Origin of the sequence: Microlunatus soli, from assembly GCF_900105385.1 — a bacterium.
GTDB lineage: Bacteria > Actinomycetota > Actinomycetes > Propionibacteriales > Propionibacteriaceae > Microlunatus > Microlunatus soli.
In genome coordinates this window covers 445272-463463 of the sequence record NZ_LT629772.1, presented here as the reverse complement: position 1 = coordinate 463463, position 18192 = coordinate 445272, and the positions used below count along the sequence as shown (strand labels likewise).

Annotated in this window: 21 protein-coding genes; 17 read left to right on the top strand and 4 right to left on the bottom strand. The window is 64.8% G+C overall.

The features are described 5' to 3' along the window. The 3 genes from BLU38_RS02100 (at position 1) to BLU38_RS02090 (ending at position 4986) form a co-directional block, all read left to right on the top strand. The gene (locus tag BLU38_RS02100) at positions 1-1014 is read left to right on the top strand and encodes an ATP-dependent DNA ligase (protein WP_157683156.1); all 1014 of its coding nucleotides are present in this window, start codon (positions 1-3) and stop codon (positions 1012-1014) included. Positions 1015-1027: 13 nt separating this feature from the next. After that, positions 1028-1213, top strand: coding sequence for a hypothetical protein (locus tag BLU38_RS02095; protein ID WP_091519119.1), 186 nt, complete (start codon positions 1028-1030; stop codon positions 1211-1213). Positions 1214-2265: 1052 nt separating this feature from the next. Beyond that, the gene (locus BLU38_RS02090) at positions 2266-4986 is read left to right on the top strand and encodes a phosphoenolpyruvate carboxylase (protein ID WP_231920139.1); all 2721 of its coding nucleotides are present in this window, start codon (positions 2266-2268) and stop codon (positions 4984-4986) included. A gap of 73 nt (positions 4987-5059) precedes the next feature. On the opposite strand, the gene BLU38_RS02085 is transcribed toward BLU38_RS02090, so the two are convergent. After that, positions 5060-5824: a GAF and ANTAR domain-containing protein gene (locus BLU38_RS02085; protein WP_157683155.1), complete on the bottom strand. Its 765-nt coding sequence runs from the start codon at positions 5822-5824 to the stop codon at positions 5060-5062. A gap of 676 nt (positions 5825-6500) precedes the next feature. On the opposite strand from BLU38_RS02085, the gene BLU38_RS02080 reads away from it, so the two are divergent. Continuing rightward, a complete protein-coding gene (locus BLU38_RS02080; protein WP_157683154.1) occupies positions 6501-7181 on the top strand; it encodes an esterase/lipase family protein in 681 nt (226 codons plus the stop codon). 1109 nt (positions 7182-8290) lie between these two features. Here BLU38_RS02080 and BLU38_RS02070 read toward each other — a convergent pair. Continuing rightward, the gene (locus BLU38_RS02070) at positions 8291-9280 is read right to left on the bottom strand and encodes an L-threonylcarbamoyladenylate synthase (RefSeq protein ID WP_091531676.1); all 990 of its coding nucleotides are present in this window, start codon (positions 9278-9280) and stop codon (positions 8291-8293) included. Between the two features lie 454 nt (positions 9281-9734). Between BLU38_RS02070 and BLU38_RS02065 the strand changes: the two genes are divergently transcribed. After that, positions 9735-10427 (top strand): GAF and ANTAR domain-containing protein, encoded by a 693-nt coding sequence (locus BLU38_RS02065; RefSeq protein WP_172836046.1) that lies wholly within the window; start codon positions 9735-9737, stop codon positions 10425-10427. Next, entirely contained in the window at positions 10424-10807 is a 384-nt protein-coding gene (locus BLU38_RS02060) for a hypothetical protein (protein WP_091519100.1), read from the top strand. The genes BLU38_RS02065 and BLU38_RS02060 overlap by 4 nt, the downstream gene beginning before the upstream one ends. A gap of 7 nt (positions 10808-10814) precedes the next feature. Here BLU38_RS02060 and BLU38_RS02055 read toward each other — a convergent pair whose 3' ends face one another. Continuing rightward, positions 10815-12290: an MFS transporter gene (locus tag BLU38_RS02055; RefSeq protein ID WP_091519097.1), complete on the bottom strand. Its 1476-nt coding sequence runs from the start codon at positions 12288-12290 to the stop codon at positions 10815-10817. Positions 12291-12406: 116 nt separating this feature from the next. On the opposite strand from BLU38_RS02055, the gene BLU38_RS02050 reads away from it, so the two are divergent. The 11 genes from BLU38_RS02050 (at position 12407) to BLU38_RS02000 (ending at position 17808) form a co-directional block, all read left to right on the top strand. Then, the gene (locus BLU38_RS02050) at positions 12407-13015 is read left to right on the top strand and encodes a flavodoxin family protein (RefSeq protein ID WP_091519094.1); all 609 of its coding nucleotides are present in this window, start codon (positions 12407-12409) and stop codon (positions 13013-13015) included. A 50-nt stretch (positions 13016-13065) separates the two neighbouring features. Further along, complete coding sequence (locus tag BLU38_RS02045; protein WP_091519091.1) at positions 13066-13263, top strand: hypothetical protein; 198 nt, start codon at positions 13066-13068, stop codon at positions 13261-13263. 217 nt (positions 13264-13480) lie between these two features. After that, the gene (locus BLU38_RS02040; RefSeq protein WP_091519087.1) at positions 13481-14017 is read left to right on the top strand and encodes a hypothetical protein; all 537 of its coding nucleotides are present in this window, start codon (positions 13481-13483) and stop codon (positions 14015-14017) included. A 132-nt stretch (positions 14018-14149) separates the two neighbouring features. Continuing rightward, positions 14150-14731 carry a hemerythrin domain-containing protein gene (locus BLU38_RS02035; protein WP_091519084.1) on the top strand — a complete coding sequence of 194 codons (582 nt, stop codon included), beginning with the start codon at positions 14150-14152 and terminating at the stop codon, positions 14729-14731. A 40-nt stretch (positions 14732-14771) separates the two neighbouring features. Then, positions 14772-15134 (top strand): YtxH domain-containing protein, encoded by a 363-nt coding sequence (locus BLU38_RS02030; protein ID WP_091519081.1) that lies wholly within the window; start codon positions 14772-14774, stop codon positions 15132-15134. Continuing rightward, a complete protein-coding gene (locus BLU38_RS02025; RefSeq protein WP_197679954.1) occupies positions 15131-15589 on the top strand; it encodes a phage holin family protein in 459 nt (152 codons plus the stop codon). Before BLU38_RS02030 ends, BLU38_RS02025 begins: the two co-directional genes overlap by 4 nt. After that, on the top strand, positions 15567-15989 hold the full coding sequence (locus tag BLU38_RS32230; RefSeq protein WP_091519079.1) for a DUF3618 domain-containing protein: 423 nt from the start codon (positions 15567-15569) through the stop codon (positions 15987-15989). The genes BLU38_RS02025 and BLU38_RS32230 overlap by 23 nt, the downstream gene beginning before the upstream one ends. Positions 15990-16008: 19 nt before the next feature. After that, complete coding sequence (locus tag BLU38_RS02015) at positions 16009-16263, top strand: hypothetical protein (RefSeq protein WP_091519076.1); 255 nt, start codon at positions 16009-16011, stop codon at positions 16261-16263. A gap of 11 nt (positions 16264-16274) precedes the next feature. After that, a complete protein-coding gene (locus BLU38_RS02010; RefSeq protein ID WP_091519073.1) occupies positions 16275-17177 on the top strand; it encodes an SDR family oxidoreductase in 903 nt (300 codons plus the stop codon). 11 nt (positions 17178-17188) lie between these two features. After that, on the top strand, positions 17189-17569 hold the full coding sequence (locus BLU38_RS02005; RefSeq protein WP_091519070.1) for a VOC family protein: 381 nt from the start codon (positions 17189-17191) through the stop codon (positions 17567-17569). 56 nt (positions 17570-17625) lie between these two features. Continuing rightward, entirely contained in the window at positions 17626-17808 is a 183-nt protein-coding gene (locus BLU38_RS02000; protein ID WP_091519066.1) for a hypothetical protein, read from the top strand. Positions 17809-17911: 103 nt separating this feature from the next. Here the strand turns inward: BLU38_RS02000 and BLU38_RS01995 are convergent, their stop codons facing one another. Then, positions 17912-18187: a GlsB/YeaQ/YmgE family stress response membrane protein gene (locus tag BLU38_RS01995; RefSeq protein ID WP_091519061.1), complete on the bottom strand. Its 276-nt coding sequence runs from the start codon at positions 18185-18187 to the stop codon at positions 17912-17914. Positions 18188-18192: the final 5 nt, after the last annotated feature.

Sequence of the window (18192 nt, the reverse complement as noted above, 5' to 3'; positions counted from 1 at the left end):
ATGGCGGCCCGGCCCGTGGTGTCGCCGGCCGATACCCGGCCGATGTTGGCGGCGATGGTAGGTCGGCTTCCGGCGGGGAAGGGGTGGCTGTTCGAGCCGAAGTGGGACGGCTTCCGCTGCATCGCCGCGACCGACTCCGAAGGCAATCCTGGTTTGTGGTCACGCCGGGGAACCAGCTTGACCGCGGCCTTCCCCGAGATTGCCGGCGCGGTGGCCGACCAGCTGCCGCCGACAAGTGTGCTCGACGGTGAGATCGTGCGTTGGGCGGACGAGGGATATCTCGACTTCGAGGCCCTACAACGGCGGAATCGGACCACCCCCGTCGGCGCCGCGCGGCTGTCTCGTCGCGAACCCTGCCACCTGATCGCCTTCGACCTGCTGCAGACCGCAGGTGTCGCACAGATCCGATTGCCGTTGCGTCACCGCCGTCGTGGATTGGAAGAACTGATCTCCCCGGATTCCAAGATGATCATGGTCGGCATGCAGACCGATGACCGAGACACTGCTCTGCAGTGGTTGGACAGGCTGGCGTCGGTTGGGGTCGAAGGCATCGTGGCCAAACGTGCCGATGAACTGTACCGACCGGGGCAGCGTGGCTGGGAAAAGATCAAACACTACGACACCACCGACGTGATCATCGGCGCCATTACCGGCCCTCTCGAGGCTCCCGACGGGCTGGTCTTCGGCCGCATCCACACCACCGACGGCGAGCTCCACATCGCCGGCCGCAGTGTCGATCTGCAACCAGCCGAGGCATCGGCTGTCGCAGCGGCGATCCGGACAGCGGCTGATGACCATCCCTGGCCGGCGCAGCTGCCGCCGTCATGGCAGGAGCGGACCGCCCGCGACTACCAGCGCGTCGTGCCGGACGTCGTTGCTGAAATTCGCGTCGACGTTGCCGCCGCCTATGCCGACGGCCGCCCCGATCATTGGCGCCATAGGCTGCGCTACCTGCGGCTACGCACCGACCTGGCCGTCGAGGAGGTCCCCACCGATCTCGACCTCTCCACCTAACAAGAAGACCGACGTGGACGAAGCGCCCTGGAATCTCGCAGAGCGGTTTGATACCGGTGACAGGCTGGTGGGCGTGGAAATGGTTTGGCTCGAGCCCGGTGACCTCGTTGCACGTCTCTCGTCGGACGTGTCGCGCGAGGTGGCGATGGCGCTGTCCGAGCGACATCAGGTTTTCTGGGATCTGCTGGGACATCGGTAGTCCGAGCAGCGCAAGGATCAGGACGTGTCGCTCGGTGCACAGGATCGGACGTTTGACCGCCTGACGTGGGCATGCTAAAAGGCGATTGCCCACGAGCTGGAACGTCTTGATGTGCGGCACGACGCTTCATACGGTCGCCAAAACGAGGGCATCCGGTGATCGTGAATGCCAAGGAGAATATCAAGATCAACATCGTGAGAGTCGGAGTTCTCTCGCTCAACAAGACAGGCCGGAGAAGGACAGCGATCATGGTCTGCGGTCTGCGACTCGAATTGCTCAACGGCGCGGCTGGCTTGAAGGCCGGGGCTATGACCATCGCCGGTACTCCAACGCCGGAGGAGCACCCATTTGAGCACCGCCACGTCCGGGCCCCAGTGGCCGTCCGGAAGCAAGACGTCTCTCATGACCCAGCGAAATCTCCAAGCCGCTCCGAAATGATCATGGTCGAGCAGCGAGTCCGCTGTCTGTGGTTGGCGAGACGCCACAGGAACAGCGGGTGCACAGCGAGTCGCTCGTGGAAACGCCATTCAGGCCCCAACGGGGTGAGTCAGAACGGCTTGGCTAGAATTTCCCATGGCCCTGATCGGCCCATGGCGGACGGTCTCGTCTCGTCGAAACGAGACGGGACCGTCCAACCTATTCCGACCTGTTCGTCTCGCACACGCATGTTTGATACCGGTGAAGCCGGCGGCGGCGACCTCGCCGAGGATCGCGTAAAGCTCCGGACGTTAACTCGCGACGACGTCGGTAACTTCTGAGAGGAAACGGAACATATTCTTGCTCCCTTGCTGCTCCGATCGAGGGATTGACTGCACCCGCGGAGCTGAGCCTGCATCCTGCCCTTGTGGCAAGGTCAACTACATTATCGAGAACCCACAGAAGCCTTGACCATTCACCCCACACGACGGCGAACCGTGCGCACCAAGCAGATGTGGATCCGGATCGGACGCGGATTTGTCGCCGGCTGCGTTCGCGTCGCGCGCGCAGGTCAGGCCCGGGCTCTGGCGAGACACCTGAGCGGTTCCGCGGATGCCCCCGATATTCTCCAGGCCGTGTTTGAATCACGCGACGACCATGAGCAGGTCGACACCGAAGAGCCACTGGACGCCGACGACACCGCATCGCACCGGATCTCGACCGGATCGCGCTCCGATGCGGTCTCAGAGATGCCAGAGGCGCTGCGGCAGGATGTGCATCTGCTGGGAGAGCTGCTGGGAACGGTGATCGCCGAGAGCGGCGGGCCGGACCTGCTCGCTGATGTCGAGCGTCTGCGCGAACTGGCCATCCGCGCCTACACCGAAGCCGGTTCTGCGGCGTTCGACGCAGCGGAGGCCTTTGTCGGCGGGCTGTCAATGGATCGAGCCGAAGCAGTGGCGAGGGCGTTCACCTGCTACTTCCATCTGGTCAATCTGGCAGAGGAGTACCACAGAATTCGCGTGTTGCGTGCTCGAGCCACATCCGGCAACGGTTCGGGCCAGGAGGACTCGACCGCCGCCGCGATCGCCAAGCTGCGTGCAGAATTGGGCAACCGGGAGACACTCAACCGGGTCGCTGCGCTGGAGTTCCGTCCGGTGTTCACGGCCCATCCGACCGAAGCGCGTCGTCGTGCGGTTGCCGCCTGCATTCGGCGGATCAGCGAGCTGATCGCCAGACGCGACGACCCGAGGACCGGTGGTCCGGCACTGGCGGTCAACACTCGCGACCTGCTGTCGGAGATCGACACGCTTTGGCGAACGTCACCGCTGCGACTGGACAAGCCGACTCCGCTGGACGAGGTGCGTACGGCGATGGGCATTTTCGACGAGACGTTGTTCACCGCACTGCCGAGAATCTATCGGGCGCTGGACGACCTGGTCGCCGACGATCCGACCGTCCCGCATCCGCCGGTGGTACCCGCGTTTCTGCGGCTGGGGTCATGGATCGGTGCAGACCGGGACGGTAACCCCAACGTCACCGCGACCATCACCCGTAGTGCAGCAGCCATCGGCGCCGAGCATGTGCTGTTGGGGCTGGAACGGGCCGCGACTCGGATCGGTCGATCGTTGACGCTCGAGGCCGCGACCACGCCTCCGTCGGATGGACTCTCTAGGCTCTGGTCGCGGCAGCGGCGGATGGCGGGCGACATCACCGACGAGATCGCCAGCCGATCACCCGACGAACCACATCGTCGAGTTCTGCTGGCTATTGCTGAACGAATCGCTGCTACCCGGAGGCGGGATGCTGATCTCGCCTACGCGTCGGTCGAGGAGTTGTTGTCGGATCTGCATGTGGTTCAGGATTCGTTGGCCTCGAGTGACGTCCGGAGAGCCTACGGCGATGTGCAGGATCTGATCTGGCAGGTCGAGACCTTCGGCTTCCACTTGGCGGAGCTCGAGGTCCGGCAGCATTCGGCCGTCCACGCCGCAGCCTTGGCCGAGATCGCCGGTGGCGATTCGCTGTCGGATCAGAGCGAAGAGGTCCTGGAGACCTTCCGCGCGATCGCCGCGGTCCAGGATCGGTACGGTCCGTCGGCAGCGAGGCGGTACATCGTCTCCTTCACTCGCAGCGCCGAGGATCTCGCGAACGTGTACCGGTTGGCCGACGTCGCGCTCGGGTCGGCCGCCGAGGCTCCGGTGCTGGACGTGGTTCCTCTGTTCGAGACGTTTGCAGACCTGCAGAACGCGACGACGGTTCTCGACGGCCTGATCGAGTTGCCGCAGGTGCGGGACCGACTGGCCGCGACCGGCCGCCGGCTTGAGGTGATGTTGGGCTATTCCGACTCCAGCAAGGACGTCGGCCCAGTGTCGGCAACATTGGCCCTGTACGACGCGCAAAGCAGGATTGCGGCCTGGGCCAAGGAACACGAGATCGTCCTGACCCTCTTCCATGGCCGTGGCGGCGCGCTCGGTCGTGGTGGTGGCCCAGCCAACCGCGCTGTCCTGGCACAGCCGCCGGGCTCGGTCGACGGCCGGTTCAAGTTGACCGAGCAGGGCGAGGTGATCTTCGCCCGGTACGGCGACCCGACGATCGCAGCTCGCCACATCGAGCAGGTCGTCGCGGCGACGCTGCTGCAGTCGACGCCGTCGATCTCAGAGCGCAATGCGACCGCCTCGAACGACTTCGCCGACATCGCCGCGATCATGGACGAAAGCTCGCGGCGGCGTTTCTTCGAGCTGGTCAGAGCAGACGGATTCCCGCAGTGGTTCGCCACCGTCACACCTCAGGAAGAGATCGGGTGGCTGGCCATCGGTTCGCGCCCTGCACGGCGAGGGCTTTCCATGGAGTCGCTGGAGGACTTGCGGGCGATTCCGTGGGTGTTCGCCTGGACGCAGGCACGCATCAATCTCACTGGCTGGTTCGGACTGGGGACGGCATTGGAGAGCGTCGGCGATAGTCAACGGCTGCGGGATGCATACAGGCGCTGGCCCCTCTTCTCGACCATGATCGACAACGTCGAGATGTCCTTGGCCAAGACCGACAGCAGAATCGCTGAACGCTATCTCGCGCTCGGTGAGCGCCCCGACCTCGCCCAGCTCGTCCTCGACGAAATGGAACTCACTCGGAACTGGATCGTTGAGATCACCGGTCAAGAGCGGTTGCTGGCGGGACACAGGACACTTGGGCGGGCTGTGCAGCTGAGGTCCCCCTACGTGGATGCACTCTCATTGATCCAGCTGCGAGCACTGCGGGGACTCAGGGCTGGGTCGAGCAACGACTCCGAGGAGGCCAAATGGCGCCGGATCCTTCTGCTCAGCGTCAATGGCGTCGCTGCCGGTCTGCAGAACACCGGGTAGAAGCCGGCGCTGCGACCGGCTCACGGACCATCACATCGTGATCACGGCACCTGGGCGGATCGGCGGGCAGTTGTCAGGCAGGGTCGCGGTCGGGTGGGCGGAGTCCGAAGGCCTGTTCCAGGCTGTCGGAGGCGTTGCCGACGGTGGGAATGCCTCCAGTGTCGGCGAGTCGTTCGGCCAGGACGCGGAGTTTGATGTTGCGGTCGGCGGAGTAGCGGCGGAGAAGTTCGAAGGACTGGTCGATGGTGAGCCCGAAGCGTTGCATCAGTAGTCCTTGGGCGATGCCGATGGTTTGTCGGGACAGCGCCGCTGCCCGGAGTCCTTCTTCGTGGCGTGCGGTGTTGATCGCCGTCGCGGCCAGGCGGGCGAAGATGCCGGCCACGGCGAGGTCGGTGGCGTCGAATGCATGGGGTTTCTCTGCGAACAGGTTCAGAGTTGCCGTTGGTGTCGGCCGGGCGGTCTCGAGGTGGATGCCCAGCATCGATCCCACGCCGAGGCCGGCGGCCGTGGGTCCCCACTGTGACCAGCGGTGGTCTCCGGCCACGTCATCGATGTTGAGGATGCCCAGCGCAGGTGTGGTGTCCAGTCCCGGTCCCTCGTTGAGGTCGTTATGGAGTGTCATGGCTTGTTCGGCGATGGGTCCAGTTGAGGCGGGCACGGTGAGGTTGCCATCGGTGTCGTGCAGGCTGATGCTGCAGTAGTCGCAGGCGTCGACGGTCTGTACTGCGGATGTGACGATGCGGGCCAGGGTGGGTTGTTCCTGCTGTTCGGCCAGTAGCTGCGCCGCGAGTTGGGCGAAGTCGTCGGCCTGGCTCAGCGAGAACTCCTGGAATGTCATCTCAGCCTCGTTCCGGGCCGAGAACGTGCCGGCCGCAGTCACCAGACCCGATGAAAACAGCGCATGATCATCCGGCAGTCGCAGTGCCGCCACTGCCGAATCGAGCCAGTTCGCTTCTCAACGGGACTTGTTACCGGTCGCGCATGCGCCTTCTTGACACGCGGATAGCAGCAAGTATGCCAGTCGGACCGCACTGTCGCACGGTGGCCACTGACCTCAGGTCAGATCGGGTGTCGTGAGCCAAAGGTTCTGTCGCGATCTGCCTCGAGTCCTCAGGACTACGGCTTTCTCCGGCGGGCCTATCGGACCGGCCGACTGGCCGAAATCCAGAATCGCCCAGCTCGACAACCCGGCAGGTCGAGAACAGTAGCGCGTGCCAGCGTGCGAGGCACCGGATCCATGGGTACAGATACGGCGGAGCGCACAGGCCAGGAATCAACACCACTTCGGAAGGTTCATCCGTCGACCGATCGACAACGACCGCAGCGACCGCCCGTCCACCATGTCGTGGTCTCGACACACGCGTTCGGCGGCGAACGGAAGCCCGCCGAAGGTTCCTCGACGGCCGACCATGGCGACACCGACGGCGTCGGCGGCGCAAGCTTCGCCGACACGCACCGCCGGTCGCGTCGCGTGGTCCGGTGCGGTGCGCGGTCGATCGAGGAAGGACTCGCAGATGGCTAAGGTGACGACGGCTTCGTCCCCGACAATCGGGCAGAAGTTGTCCGGTTGGCTGATGGACTACGGCTACGCGGCCTACTGGATGTTTCGTGCGGTCGCGGGGCGAGGAAAGCCGGACCTGCGTCTGCATCCCCTGACGGCACCGCGATCGCCGGTACTGCTGATTCCAGGCGTTTTCGAGAGCTGGCGATTCATGCAGCCCGTCGCCGAACACCTGTTCCGGGATGGGCGACCGGTCCATGTGCTGGACAAGCTGGGTTACAACACCGGAGCGATTCCTGACATGGCTGCGATCGCTGGCGACTACATCGAGCGCGAGAAACTCCGCGACCTGACCGTCATCGCTCACAGCAAGGGCGGATTGATCGCCAAGCAGGTCCTGGGCCAAACCGATGCGCTTGACCGGATCCGGCACGTGATCACCATCAACACACCCTTCTCCGGGTCCCGGTATGCGAACCTGTTTCTGCTTTCCAGTGTCCGGATGTTCGGTCCGAGCGCTCCGATCATCCAGGCGCTGAGCTCGGAAACCGCTGTCAACGGCCGGATCAGTTCGCTCTACAGCGTGTTCGATCCGCACGTCCCCGAGACCGGCCGGCTGGCCGGAGCACGCAACATCGTCCTGCCCACGGTCGGCCACTTCCGCCCGCTCAGACCGAGCACACCCTGCGGCTGATCAGCGCGATCGTGCAGGAGAACGAGCATGTCACGGATGAGGACGAATTTCTCTGATCATCGCCTGGAACGGCTGGTGGTTCGATCGAGGGCACTGCGAATGCCCTGGGCCCACGTCGGCCCTGCTTCGGCAGCACGGTCCGCGCATCGGTGTCGGCCGATGTGTCCAGCGACGCGAGGTTCTGAGCGCGGTCGGCGGTGGCTGCCGGCGCGACGATCTGCGGTCCGACGCGTTTGCATAGGGGGTCGAAGGTGACCAGTGCATCCCCGGTGACCAGTACGTCGCGATCTGCACGGTGCGGGCCGATATGCCCTGCCGGACCCGGTCAGACGAGAGGTCTCCGGCCGTTGCCGACAACACCGGGAACTCGGTGCCGGCCTGGTGAGAGGGCGTCCCGGGACGTGACCGACATACATCTGCTCGATCAACGCGTTGGCCTCGTCCGGGTCGCGTGTAGAGACCCCGGTACGTTCGATGGCTGTGGAATTCGTCATCACCGACAACCTTCCCGTGCGCCGAAGCACAACACCAAGCGACTGGCGCGATGCTATGCGCGGATTATGGAGAGCTGTCAATCTCGCAGTCTTCGACGCCACTCGATGCAGCCGTCTACGGATGTAAGAACGGCTCGGTGTGGCGCCACGACATGCGGCAGGTGACGGTTTCGGTGGACGGTTCCGTCACGGTCTCACGGAGACGGAACCGTCCGGCACGGGCCGATCCGGCCCACCGGAACAGTACCTGACCTGTCGACGGTCCATCCGGTCGTCGGCCCCCTCTTCCACGTTCCTTCATTGGTGTGCACCGATGGTCTCACCAGATCTTGGTAGGTGGGCGGTCGACAGGTTTACCGCCGAGCCGAGATCGCGATCACCGAACTCCGGGACACCCTCCGTGTCGAAGAAGTTGATCTTGAGCTTGTCGCCTGCGGGTATCGTCTTCGCTGTGGCACTGGTCCTGCCACAGAGCGGCCTCGTCATCTCCTTGATCATCTGGCGGGGCCGTTCGTTTGTCGGGATGCTGCAGGTTCCTGTGCGCCCTGATCGGCCCGTGTCGGAGGGGCCCGCCCCAGACAGCCGAGGAGTCGGGCAGTCGGGCAGCGTAACCCGTTAGAGATCGGTCGCCGGTCCGTGGTCGTTCCGGGGGCCGGCGGCGCGGGTGAGGCGGTTGGCGATCGCCAATCCGAGGCCGCGAGACTGGGGGAGTGAGGCGATGATCAGGTCACACCCCTGATGGTCGAACTCGCGCAGGAATCGGTAGAGCTCGTGGGCGTAGGTCTGCATCGATTCGGGGACCGTGATCTGTGCATGTGCCGTGGTGAGGGCAGTGTCGGAAACGTCGGGTGGGATCAGGACGCCGACGCGATGGCCCTGCTGGTGGGCTCGGACGGCTGCGCTGATCAGCTGCCCGGCTTTGACCAGGACGACCTTGGCCCGGGGTGCGTAGTGTGTTGGGTGCTGTCCGGGCACCGGGGTCGGGCTGGTTGCCGGGACCGCGACCGGTTCACCCAAGATCGCTTCGAGCTGTTCTCGGCTGACTCCGCCCGGCCGCAGGATGCTGGGTGTGTGGTCGACGATCTGGACGATGGTTGATTCGACCCCGACCTGGCAGGGGCCGCCGTCGAGAACGAAATCGATGGCGTCGCCGAGTTCGGTCCGAACGTCGTCGGCTGTGGTTGGGCTGATCGATCCGAACCGGTTGGCCGATGGTGCGGCGATCCCGCCGCCGAAGGCGGTCAGAAGCGCTTGCGCGAGCGGATGGTCAGGAGCCCGAATCGCCACCGTCGCCAGGCCGCCGGCGGTCTCGGCCGGGACACGTTCGCCACGCGGGAGGATGAGGGTCAACGGCCCGGGCCAGAAGCGTTCGGCAAGCCGTCGGGCGGTCGGTGGCACCTCGGTGACCCAGTCGGCCAGCTGGTCGGCGCCGCTGATGTGGACGATCAGCGGATGGGACGCTGGCCGCTGTTTGGCCTCGAAGATTCGTCGGACCGCGGCGATATTGGTGGCGTCAGCAGCCAACCCGTACACGGTCTCGGTCGGCAACGCGACCAAACCACCGGCGCGCAGCACTGCCACGGCCTCTGCAATCTCGTCGGTCATCACCAGACCATTGAACCAGGACGGCTCACGGTGTCCTGTTGATGGCGTCGCCTCTCGGGGCGAGGCAGCGACGAACACCTGGCCACGGCTCCCGGTGAACACCCATCCCCAGGCGCCACCAAGGATGCCGATAGCCGCATCCTTTCGAAGATCAACTTCGGACACCGGAGTCGTCGGGAATGCAGGATGATGGCCCCTGGTGAGAAACGCCATGACAGGTCCCCGGTTTGACCGGCTGAGGAGCGGGTAACAATCTGCATGTCGCCGGCCGAATGCGGTTCGCGGCAACCGGGTCAGACAGCAGAGAGGCACCCGATGGCCGAGCACTTCGCCACGTCGGGGCGTGGTGGAGTGAAGGAGTCATCAGACAATGAGTGTGCCTGCCCAGGAACCCGAGGCAACCGCCGTTGCAGCGGATGGACTGGCGACGGAGTTGGCTGCGGTCCTAGCTCGGATGGGCGGGGTGCTGCTGTCCGCCGAAACAGTCGAGACGGCGTTGAATCTGGTTGCCAGACTCGCGGCGCAGACGGTCCCCGCCAGTGTGGGCGCGGGTGTCACCATTGCCGATCAGCGAGGGCGACGGACGACCGCTGCGACCGACGCTGTCGTGGAGCAGGCCGACGCGTTGCAGTACCGATTCGACGCCGGCCCGTGCTTGACGGCGTGGCGTGATCATGAGCTTGTCCGGATCGACGACGTGGTGACCGAATCACGTTGGCCGCAGTGGTGCGGTTCTGTACGGGAATTGGGCGTTCTGTCGGTGCTCAGCGCCCCGATGTTGGCTGGCCAGGATGCGATCGGCGCCATCAAGGTCTACTCCGATGAAGTCGGAGCCTTCGACGCCCGGTCGGCGGCTTTGTTGGCCCTGTTCGCTGATCAAGCGGCGATCTTGCTGGCCAACACCCAGACGGTGACGCAGACGCGTGAGCTGGCCGAGCAAATGACGCTGGCCTTGGAGAATCGTGACGTGATCGGCCAGGCCAAGGGGATTCTGCTTGCCCAAGGTGCCGGCAGCGCCGACGCGGCGTTCCGAATGCTTGTTGCGGTGTCGCGGCGCACGAATCGCCGAGTTGCCGAGGTCGCCAAGCGGCTCGTCGCCTCGGTTGATGCACAACGGCAGCTCGAGAACGATGCGGCAGAGGAATGACTGCAGACGGGCAGGACGCGGAGCGATTCGATGCCGCGATCCGGCTGAGTGGCCTGTCGTTGCGACAGTTGTGGCTGCGATACGTGGCGCTGGGTGGAAATGCCGACGTCTTCGACGTGGAGGCGTTCCTGCAAGGCCTGGGCACGTTGGCGTCGTTCGAGCGGGACGTCCTTGCTCACGCTGTGAACGAACGCTTGCAGGAAGTTCTTGTTGAGACAGAACTCCCGTACCTAGATCCAGGACCCGACCTGCCTGGGCGTGAGGACGATCCGGTTGATGTGCTGACCGACCTTCTCGAACCGGATCAAGATCAAGAGCCCGGCCGGGGTAGCAACCCCGACCCGAAACGGGGAACCGACCAAGACCGCAGCCCCGATTAGGAATCCGTCACGAACGGGCTCGCTCATCGGAGGGGACCGCGTCGGCGGCAGTGAGCGGTTTGGCGATGTCCTCCAGTGCAGTCTGCTCGGCACGCACACCCAGGGTCACCTCGGCGAGGCCGCCGAGTGCCATCACGCCGGCCGAGATCAGGAAACCGATCGCGACCGGGCCGCGCTCTCCGGTGTCGATCAGTGAGCCGAACAGCAGCGGTCCGACGATGCCGCCCAGGCCAGTGCCGATCGCATAGAAGAAGGCGATCGCCAGAGCCCGAGTCTCCATTGGGAAGATCTCGCTGACGGTCAGGTACGCAGCACTGGCGCCCGAGGAGGCGAGGAAGAACGTCAATGAGAGCGCGGCGACGAAGGCCGGCTCGCCGCCCCACTGGAAGTAGAAGACGGCGGCTAGTGGGAGCGTGAGCAGCGCCGAACCGAAGTACGCAATGCTGATCATCGGCTTCCGGCCGATCGTGTCGAAGAGCCTGCCGAGCAGCAGCGGTCCCAGCAGGTTGCCGACGGCATAGATCACCAGGAAGACCGGAACGACGTCCGACGATGTCCCGAAGAAGCCGCTGAACAGCGTTCCGAGGTTGAACGTGATGCCGTTGTAGATGAACGCCTGACCGACGAACAGAGCCAATCCCAGCACGGTCCGCTTGGGATACAGCGTGACCGCGGTCCGGGCGATCTCGATGAAGGAGATGCTGCGCCGCTGTCGGATGGCGATCTCCTGCTCCGGCACGGAAAGCGGCTGCCCGGAGTGCTCGGCGACGTCATGCTCGATGTCGTCCACGATCCGCTCGGCCTCGTCCTTGCGACCGTGGATGAACAGCCAGCGCGGACTCTCCGGAACGTGACGGCGGACCACCAGAATCAGCAGGGCGAGTACAGCACCGATGCCGAAGGCCAACCGCCAGCCGAGATCGACGGGAAAGATCGAGGACAGCAGGAAGACGACCAGCCCCGAGCCGGCGGCGGCGCCGAGCCAGTACGTTCCGTTGATCACCAGGTCGACCCGGCCCCGGACGCGTGCGGGGATCAGCTCGTCGATGGCGGAGTTGATCGCGGCGTATTCACCGCCGATTCCTGCGCCGGTGAAGAACCGGACGAGGTAGAAGTACCAAGCGGAGAAGGAGAACGCCGTCGCCACCGTCGCCAACAGATACAGACCCAGAGTGATCAGGAACAGCTTCTTGCGGCCGAAGCGATCGGTGAGTTGGCCGAAGACGAGTGCGCCGAGGCAGGAGCCGACGATGTAGACGGCCGCGGCGACCCCCACCTGTCCGGCCGTAAGACCTAGACCGCTGCCCTTCTCGGTGAGCCGGGAGGCAACCGACCCGACCATGGTCACCTCGAGTCCGTCCAGGATCCACACGGTTCCCAAGCCGACCAGCACCCGTCGATGGAACTGCGACCAGGGCAGTCGATCAAGCCGAGCAGGGACCTTCGTCCGGATTGTTGCCGTGGCCGCCGGTTCATCGCTCATGCCGGCTGTTTACCCAACCAGGTCGTCGGGCACCGGTTCTGGACGGCCCGCTGAGGCGATTGGCTCCAGGTGATCGGGGTAGCAGAGATTCGCGACGATCCAAGGAGCAAACTCTGATGTCTATCACTGCACTGGCGCTGAATTGCACGCTCAACCCGTCACCCACCCCATCGAGTACCGAGCTGATCGCCCAGCAGGTGCTCGATGCGCTGGCCGAACACGATGTCAACGGGTCGATGATCCGCGTCGTCGATCATGATGTCCGACCAGGGGTCGAGGCCGACATGGGCGACGGTGATGCCTGGCCGGAGATCCGTCGGCGGCTGTTGGCTGCCGACATCCTGGTCCTCGCCACACCGACCTGGCTGGGGCAGCACAGCAGTGTCTGCCAGCGGGTGTTCGAGAGGCTGGATGCCGAATTGTCCGAGACCGACGATCACGGTAGGCCGCTGACCTACGGCAAGGTCGCCGTCGTCGCAGTGGTGGGAAACGAGGACGGTGCGCACCACATCATCGCGATCGCCCTGCAGGCGCTGAACGACGTAGGCTTCACCGTGCCCGCGCAGTCCGGCGTGTATTGGAATGGTGAGGCGATGCACACCACCGACTTCAAGGATCTGGCGGCGGTACCGGAGAAGGTGGCCACCACGACCGGGACGCTCGCCGCGAATGCGGCACACCTTGTCTCGATCCTGCAACCCAACGAGTATCCCGCGGTCAGCTGACCCGTCTCGAACACGCGGTTACAGACTCCGACGACGGGTACTGGCCGCTTATGAGTACTCCACGCGAGGAGCCGAAGAAGCGTGAACGACAGGTGTCGGAACTCTCCGACATCGAAGAGGTCCAACGTGGCGGCGCGGATTCAACGGACAAGTCGACCGGCACCGCGCCCCATCGGGCCGATGAGCCGGCGGTCGACGAGGCTACCGATCGAGCCGGTGACCGAGACACGGACGACGGCTGGAAGTAGGGGCCAGGTCATGATCAACAAAATCCAGTGCGAAGCAGCAGCGCTTCGGGCCACGGGGTTCGAAGGGCACTGAACTATGAGCACAGCAGGGCACGAGCAGGGACCGCGATCTCACCCCATCGCGGCCGAGGAGCACGGGGCTACGCGCACCGGTGGTGAGCACTTTGACAGCGGGCGTCGAACGGTCGTCGGGCTTCAGCGTGCAGCCTACGGTGGAATGAAATTCGGTAGCGCCTTCTTCGGTTGGTTGACCGCGACCGGGGCCTCACTCTTGCTGACTGCGATCATCGGCGCGACCGGGGCGGCGATCGGACTGGGAAGTGATCTTCGACAGGACGCGACGAAGAATCCTGGCACCGTTGGGCTGGCCGGAGGTGCCGTTCTGCTGGTGGTGCTGTTCGTGGCCTACTTCGCCGGTGGCTACGTCGCCGGCCGGATGGCCCGATTCAGCGGGGTCAAGCAGGGTTTCGGGGTCTGGCTGTGGGCGATCTTGGTGGCCGTTGTGATCGCCGTTGTCGGGCTGATCGCGGGCGCGAAGTTCGACATTCTGGCCAAGATCAACAGTTTTCCGCGGATCCCGCTCAACGAGGGCACTCTGACGACTGCGGGCACCATCGTCGCCACCGGCCTGGCAGCAGTCAGCCTGGCTGGTGCGGTGCTCGGTGGGCTGGCCGGGATGCACTACCACCGCAAGGTCGATCGCGCCGGCATCGATCCGACTCTGGATGCGGGGGCACGGCCTGCATCACCGTGAGCAACGTCCTCGGAATCCTCTCGCGCCGAGTACGGTCTCGGATTTCGGACGACGGCTCCACCCGCCGCACGTTTCGTCCCTCCTGACCGGGTACCTGTCCCGTCAGAGATTTGATTGACAGAGGAGCATCCGATGGACAACGCCGCCGAAGATCGCCGCAAGGCTGGCCAGCTGCCTGACGGCGATGTGATCACCATCCTGCTGAACCAGCATGCGACAATCCATGATCTTCTGGACGAGGTGCGGCTATCACATGGCGAACAGCGACAGCAGGCGTTCGAGGAACTGCGTGGCCTGTTGGCGGTGCACGAGACCGCCGGGGAGATGGTGCTGCGTCCGGTGACGGAGACGATCGCTGCCTCCGGCATCGCCGATGCACGCAATGCCGAGGAGCAGGAGGCCAATGCCGTCCTGGAGCAGTTGGAGTCGTTGAAGCTGGAGAGCCCGGAGTTTGATCGAGATTCCCAGCAGTTCGCCGGCGCAGTCGCTGCGCATGCGGAGAGCGAGGAGAACGAGGAATTTCCGCCGGTGCTGGAAGCGCTCGATCTCCAGCAGCGCCGGACGTTGGGCCGCCGGATCGAGGCGGTCGAGAAGATCGCGCCCACTCGCCCCCATCCCGGCACAGCCGGGTCGCCGGCCAGGCAATGGACGATCGGCCCGTTCGTTGCCCTGGTCGATCGGGCCAAGGACGCGCTGGCCAGGGCACGCGAATAGGCCGCAGACAACAGCACGATCCGAAGAAGGTGGAGGCACCATGTGGGGCAAGATTCTCATCGGCGTTGCGGGTGGAGTGATCGGCTATCTGCTCGGCGCGAGAGCCGGCCGGGAACGCTACGACCAGATCAAGGGACAAGTGAGCCGGGTCTGGAACGATCCGCGGGTTCAGGACACGGCTTCGCAGGCGGCGGACACCGTCAAGGACGGTGCGGCCCACGCGGCCAGTAAGGCCAAGGACACTGCCAGCCAAGCCGTGCACAGAGCATCCGACAGAGTTCCGGAAAGCAAGCAGGAAGGCACTGCCGACCAGAGCTACTTCACCGAGGAGGACGGCACCCCCCGAGCGCCCGAGCCGGACCCCGATGACAGCACAGTCACCTCGAATGGGGGTCGAACGTGACCGCCGATGCCAGCCCGGCACGGCGCGGCGCCACCGGCGGCGAACCACTGACGAGAGGTGATCAATCGGTGGGCCGGCTGATGACCGACCTGTCCGACCAGCTGGTGCGGCTGATCCGAGACGAGCTGCAATTGGCCAAGGTGGACCTGGCCGATTCCGCCCGGCACGCCGGCCTCGGCATCGGAATGTTCGGGGCTGCAGGGATTCTGGCGTTGTTCGGGCTTGGAGGCCTGATCGCCACTGCGATGATCGCCTTGGCACTGGTGGCGCCATGGTGGCTGGCGGCCTTGATCATCTCGCTTGCGGTGCTTGTGGTGGCCGGAATCCTCGCCTTGATCGGCAGGGGGCAAGCTCTGAAGGCGCCACCTCCGGCGGGACAGCTGATCGCCAGTATGAAGGCCGACGTCGACGCGGTCAAGGAGGGAAGGCACCATGACGACAAGCCCAGCAAATGATCATCCAGGTCAATTGGATCGTCCAGGCCCCGAGGCCGATGCCGACGAGTTGAACGCCGATATCACCGCAACTCGTGAACGGTTGACTGAGAGCGTCGAGGCGTTGTCGGAGAAGCTGGATGTGAAGGCTCAGGCGCAACACGCCGCCCATCAGATCAGGCATCAGTCCGGCGACGGCCTCGCCGTGTTGGGCGCGGCTGCGACCTGGGCATCGTCGGTGGCGGCAGACGGCCAGGGCCGTCCGCGGCTATGGGTTGTCGCGGCGGGCCTTCTCACGCTCGCTGTTCCGGTCGTCGTCGTTCGGCAGCGACGTCGGGGTCGAGCCAAAGCCCAATCCCAGCGACCCCGGGCAGGCAGAAAACCAGGGATCCGCCAGGTCTCGAACGCTTCGACACCGTAAACGGGAAGGACACAAGACCATGACACGCTGCGACACCTGCGGGAATGACTACGTCGGCGGCTTTCAACTCGTGACGTCTACCGGCGAGACCTATTCCTTCGACTCGTTCGAGTGTGCCATCACCAAGGTCGCGCCGCATTGTGCCCATTGCGGCTGCCGCATTCTCGGCCACGGCATCGAAGGTCAGAACACTCTGTATTGCTGCGCGCACTGTGCACGGTTGGCCGGCGCAGGCGAAGCGGTCGACAACCTGATGCACGACCAACTCGGCTGACGGGAGCAACCATGGCATCAACGAGCGACGTCGCCGCCGCGGCGGCGCGGAAGGTGAATGAGAACGGCGGGTTCCCAACACAGGAACAGACGCCGCCGGGCCTGACCGGCGAGATGAACCCACGCCCTGATCATGGTGAGCAAAGCTACGTGGGGCACGGACGTCTCCGAGGCCTTCGGGCGTTGATCACCGGTGGCGACTCCGGGATCGGCCGGGCCGTCGCCATCGCTTTTGCCCGCGAAGGTGCGAGTGTGGCGCTTTCCTACCTGGACTCCGAGGAAGAGGACGCACGGGAGACCGCCGAATTGGTCAGGGCCGCCGACGAAGAGGTCGCGCTGCTGCCCGGTGACCTCATGCAGCGTACGGTGTGCGGCGAGTTGCCAGGGCGTGCTGTGCAGGCGCTCGGCGGTGTGGACGTCTTGATCAACAACGCCGGTTTCCAGATGGCACGGACACCGGGAATCGAAGAACTGCGCGACGAGGACCTGAACCGGGTGCTGACGACGAACCTGCAGGCCCTGTTTTGGCTGACCCGGGCAACGGTGCCGTTGCTGCAGCGCGGGTCGAGCATCATCAACACCACCTCGATCCAGGCCTACGAGCCGTCCACCACCTTGTTGGACTACGCAGCGACCAAGGCCGCGATCAACAACTTCACGGTCAATCTTGCGGGTGAGCTGGGATCGCGGGGTATCCGGGTCAACGCCGTCGCGCCGGGCCCGATCTGGACGCCGCTGCAGCCGGCCACCCAAGAGGGCGAGCACCTGGAGACCTTCGGTGGCGATACCCCGCTCGGCCGAGCCGGCCAGCCTGCCGAGGTTGCTCCCGCGTACGTCTTCCTTGCCTCACCGGCGGAGGCCAGCTACGTGTCCGGAACCGTGATCGGCGTCACCGGCGGCAAGGCCGTCTTCTGAGGAGGAGCACCATGCACAAGAGTCGGATCGGCGGAATCTTCATCGATCATCCCGCGACGTCATTCGAAGCCAGTCGCGCGTTCTGGGCTGCTGCGATGGGCAGAACGGGTGAACAGGACTGCGACCCGTACTTCTCCCTCGGCACGTTCTCCGGACAGATCGTGATCGAACTGCAGCGACTGGAGGACGACACCGGACCGCGCGTCCACCTCGATGTCGATACAGACGACGTCGACGCAGAGGCCGATCGGTTGGAGACGCTCGGCGCCAGGCGTCTGCGAAGCTGCGATGCAGGACGCTATTGGCAGATGGTCGATCCCGGCGGACTCGTATTCTGCGTGATCCCGCCGCACACTACGGATTTCGACGAGCAGGCGACGCGCTGGGACTGAACAGCAGTAGAAGGATCGCGAACAACGACGGCCGCGTTCCCAACAAGGAGGCTGAGATGACCGAGCACCCCGACATTCCGGAAGCAGACAGGGCCGAACAGGAACAGGAAGCCTGGCCTGCGCAGCCGACGAACGATCCTGATCGCGAGATCGATTCATCGGCAGCCGACGTCGCCGACCAACTCGACCAGGCACACGAGGTACCGCCAGACGAGGATCAGGAGATCGGCGAAGCATGATCATCATCCGGATGTCCGGGCTGACGCTCCGTCGGCCGAGAAGGAGCGTGGCTCCGATACGACCGTAGGCACCCACGCCCTTCGTTCGGCTGGCGTCATATCATCAGGCGGCCCGCCGCGCCGTACGGCCGCGGATCAGGCCGTAGATCAGCAGCACGATCAGCGCTCCGATGATCGAGGTGATCAGACCCGACCAGCTCCAGATCGAGCTGTACTTGACGTGGAAGATCAGTCCGCCGAGAAAGCCGCCGAGGAGCGCCCCGACGATCCCCAGCAACATGGTGACGATGATGCCTCCCGGCTGCTTGCCCGGGATGATCAGCTTGGCGATGACGCCGCCCAGCAGACCGATGACGATGTAGCCGATGATCGTTCCCATGGTTC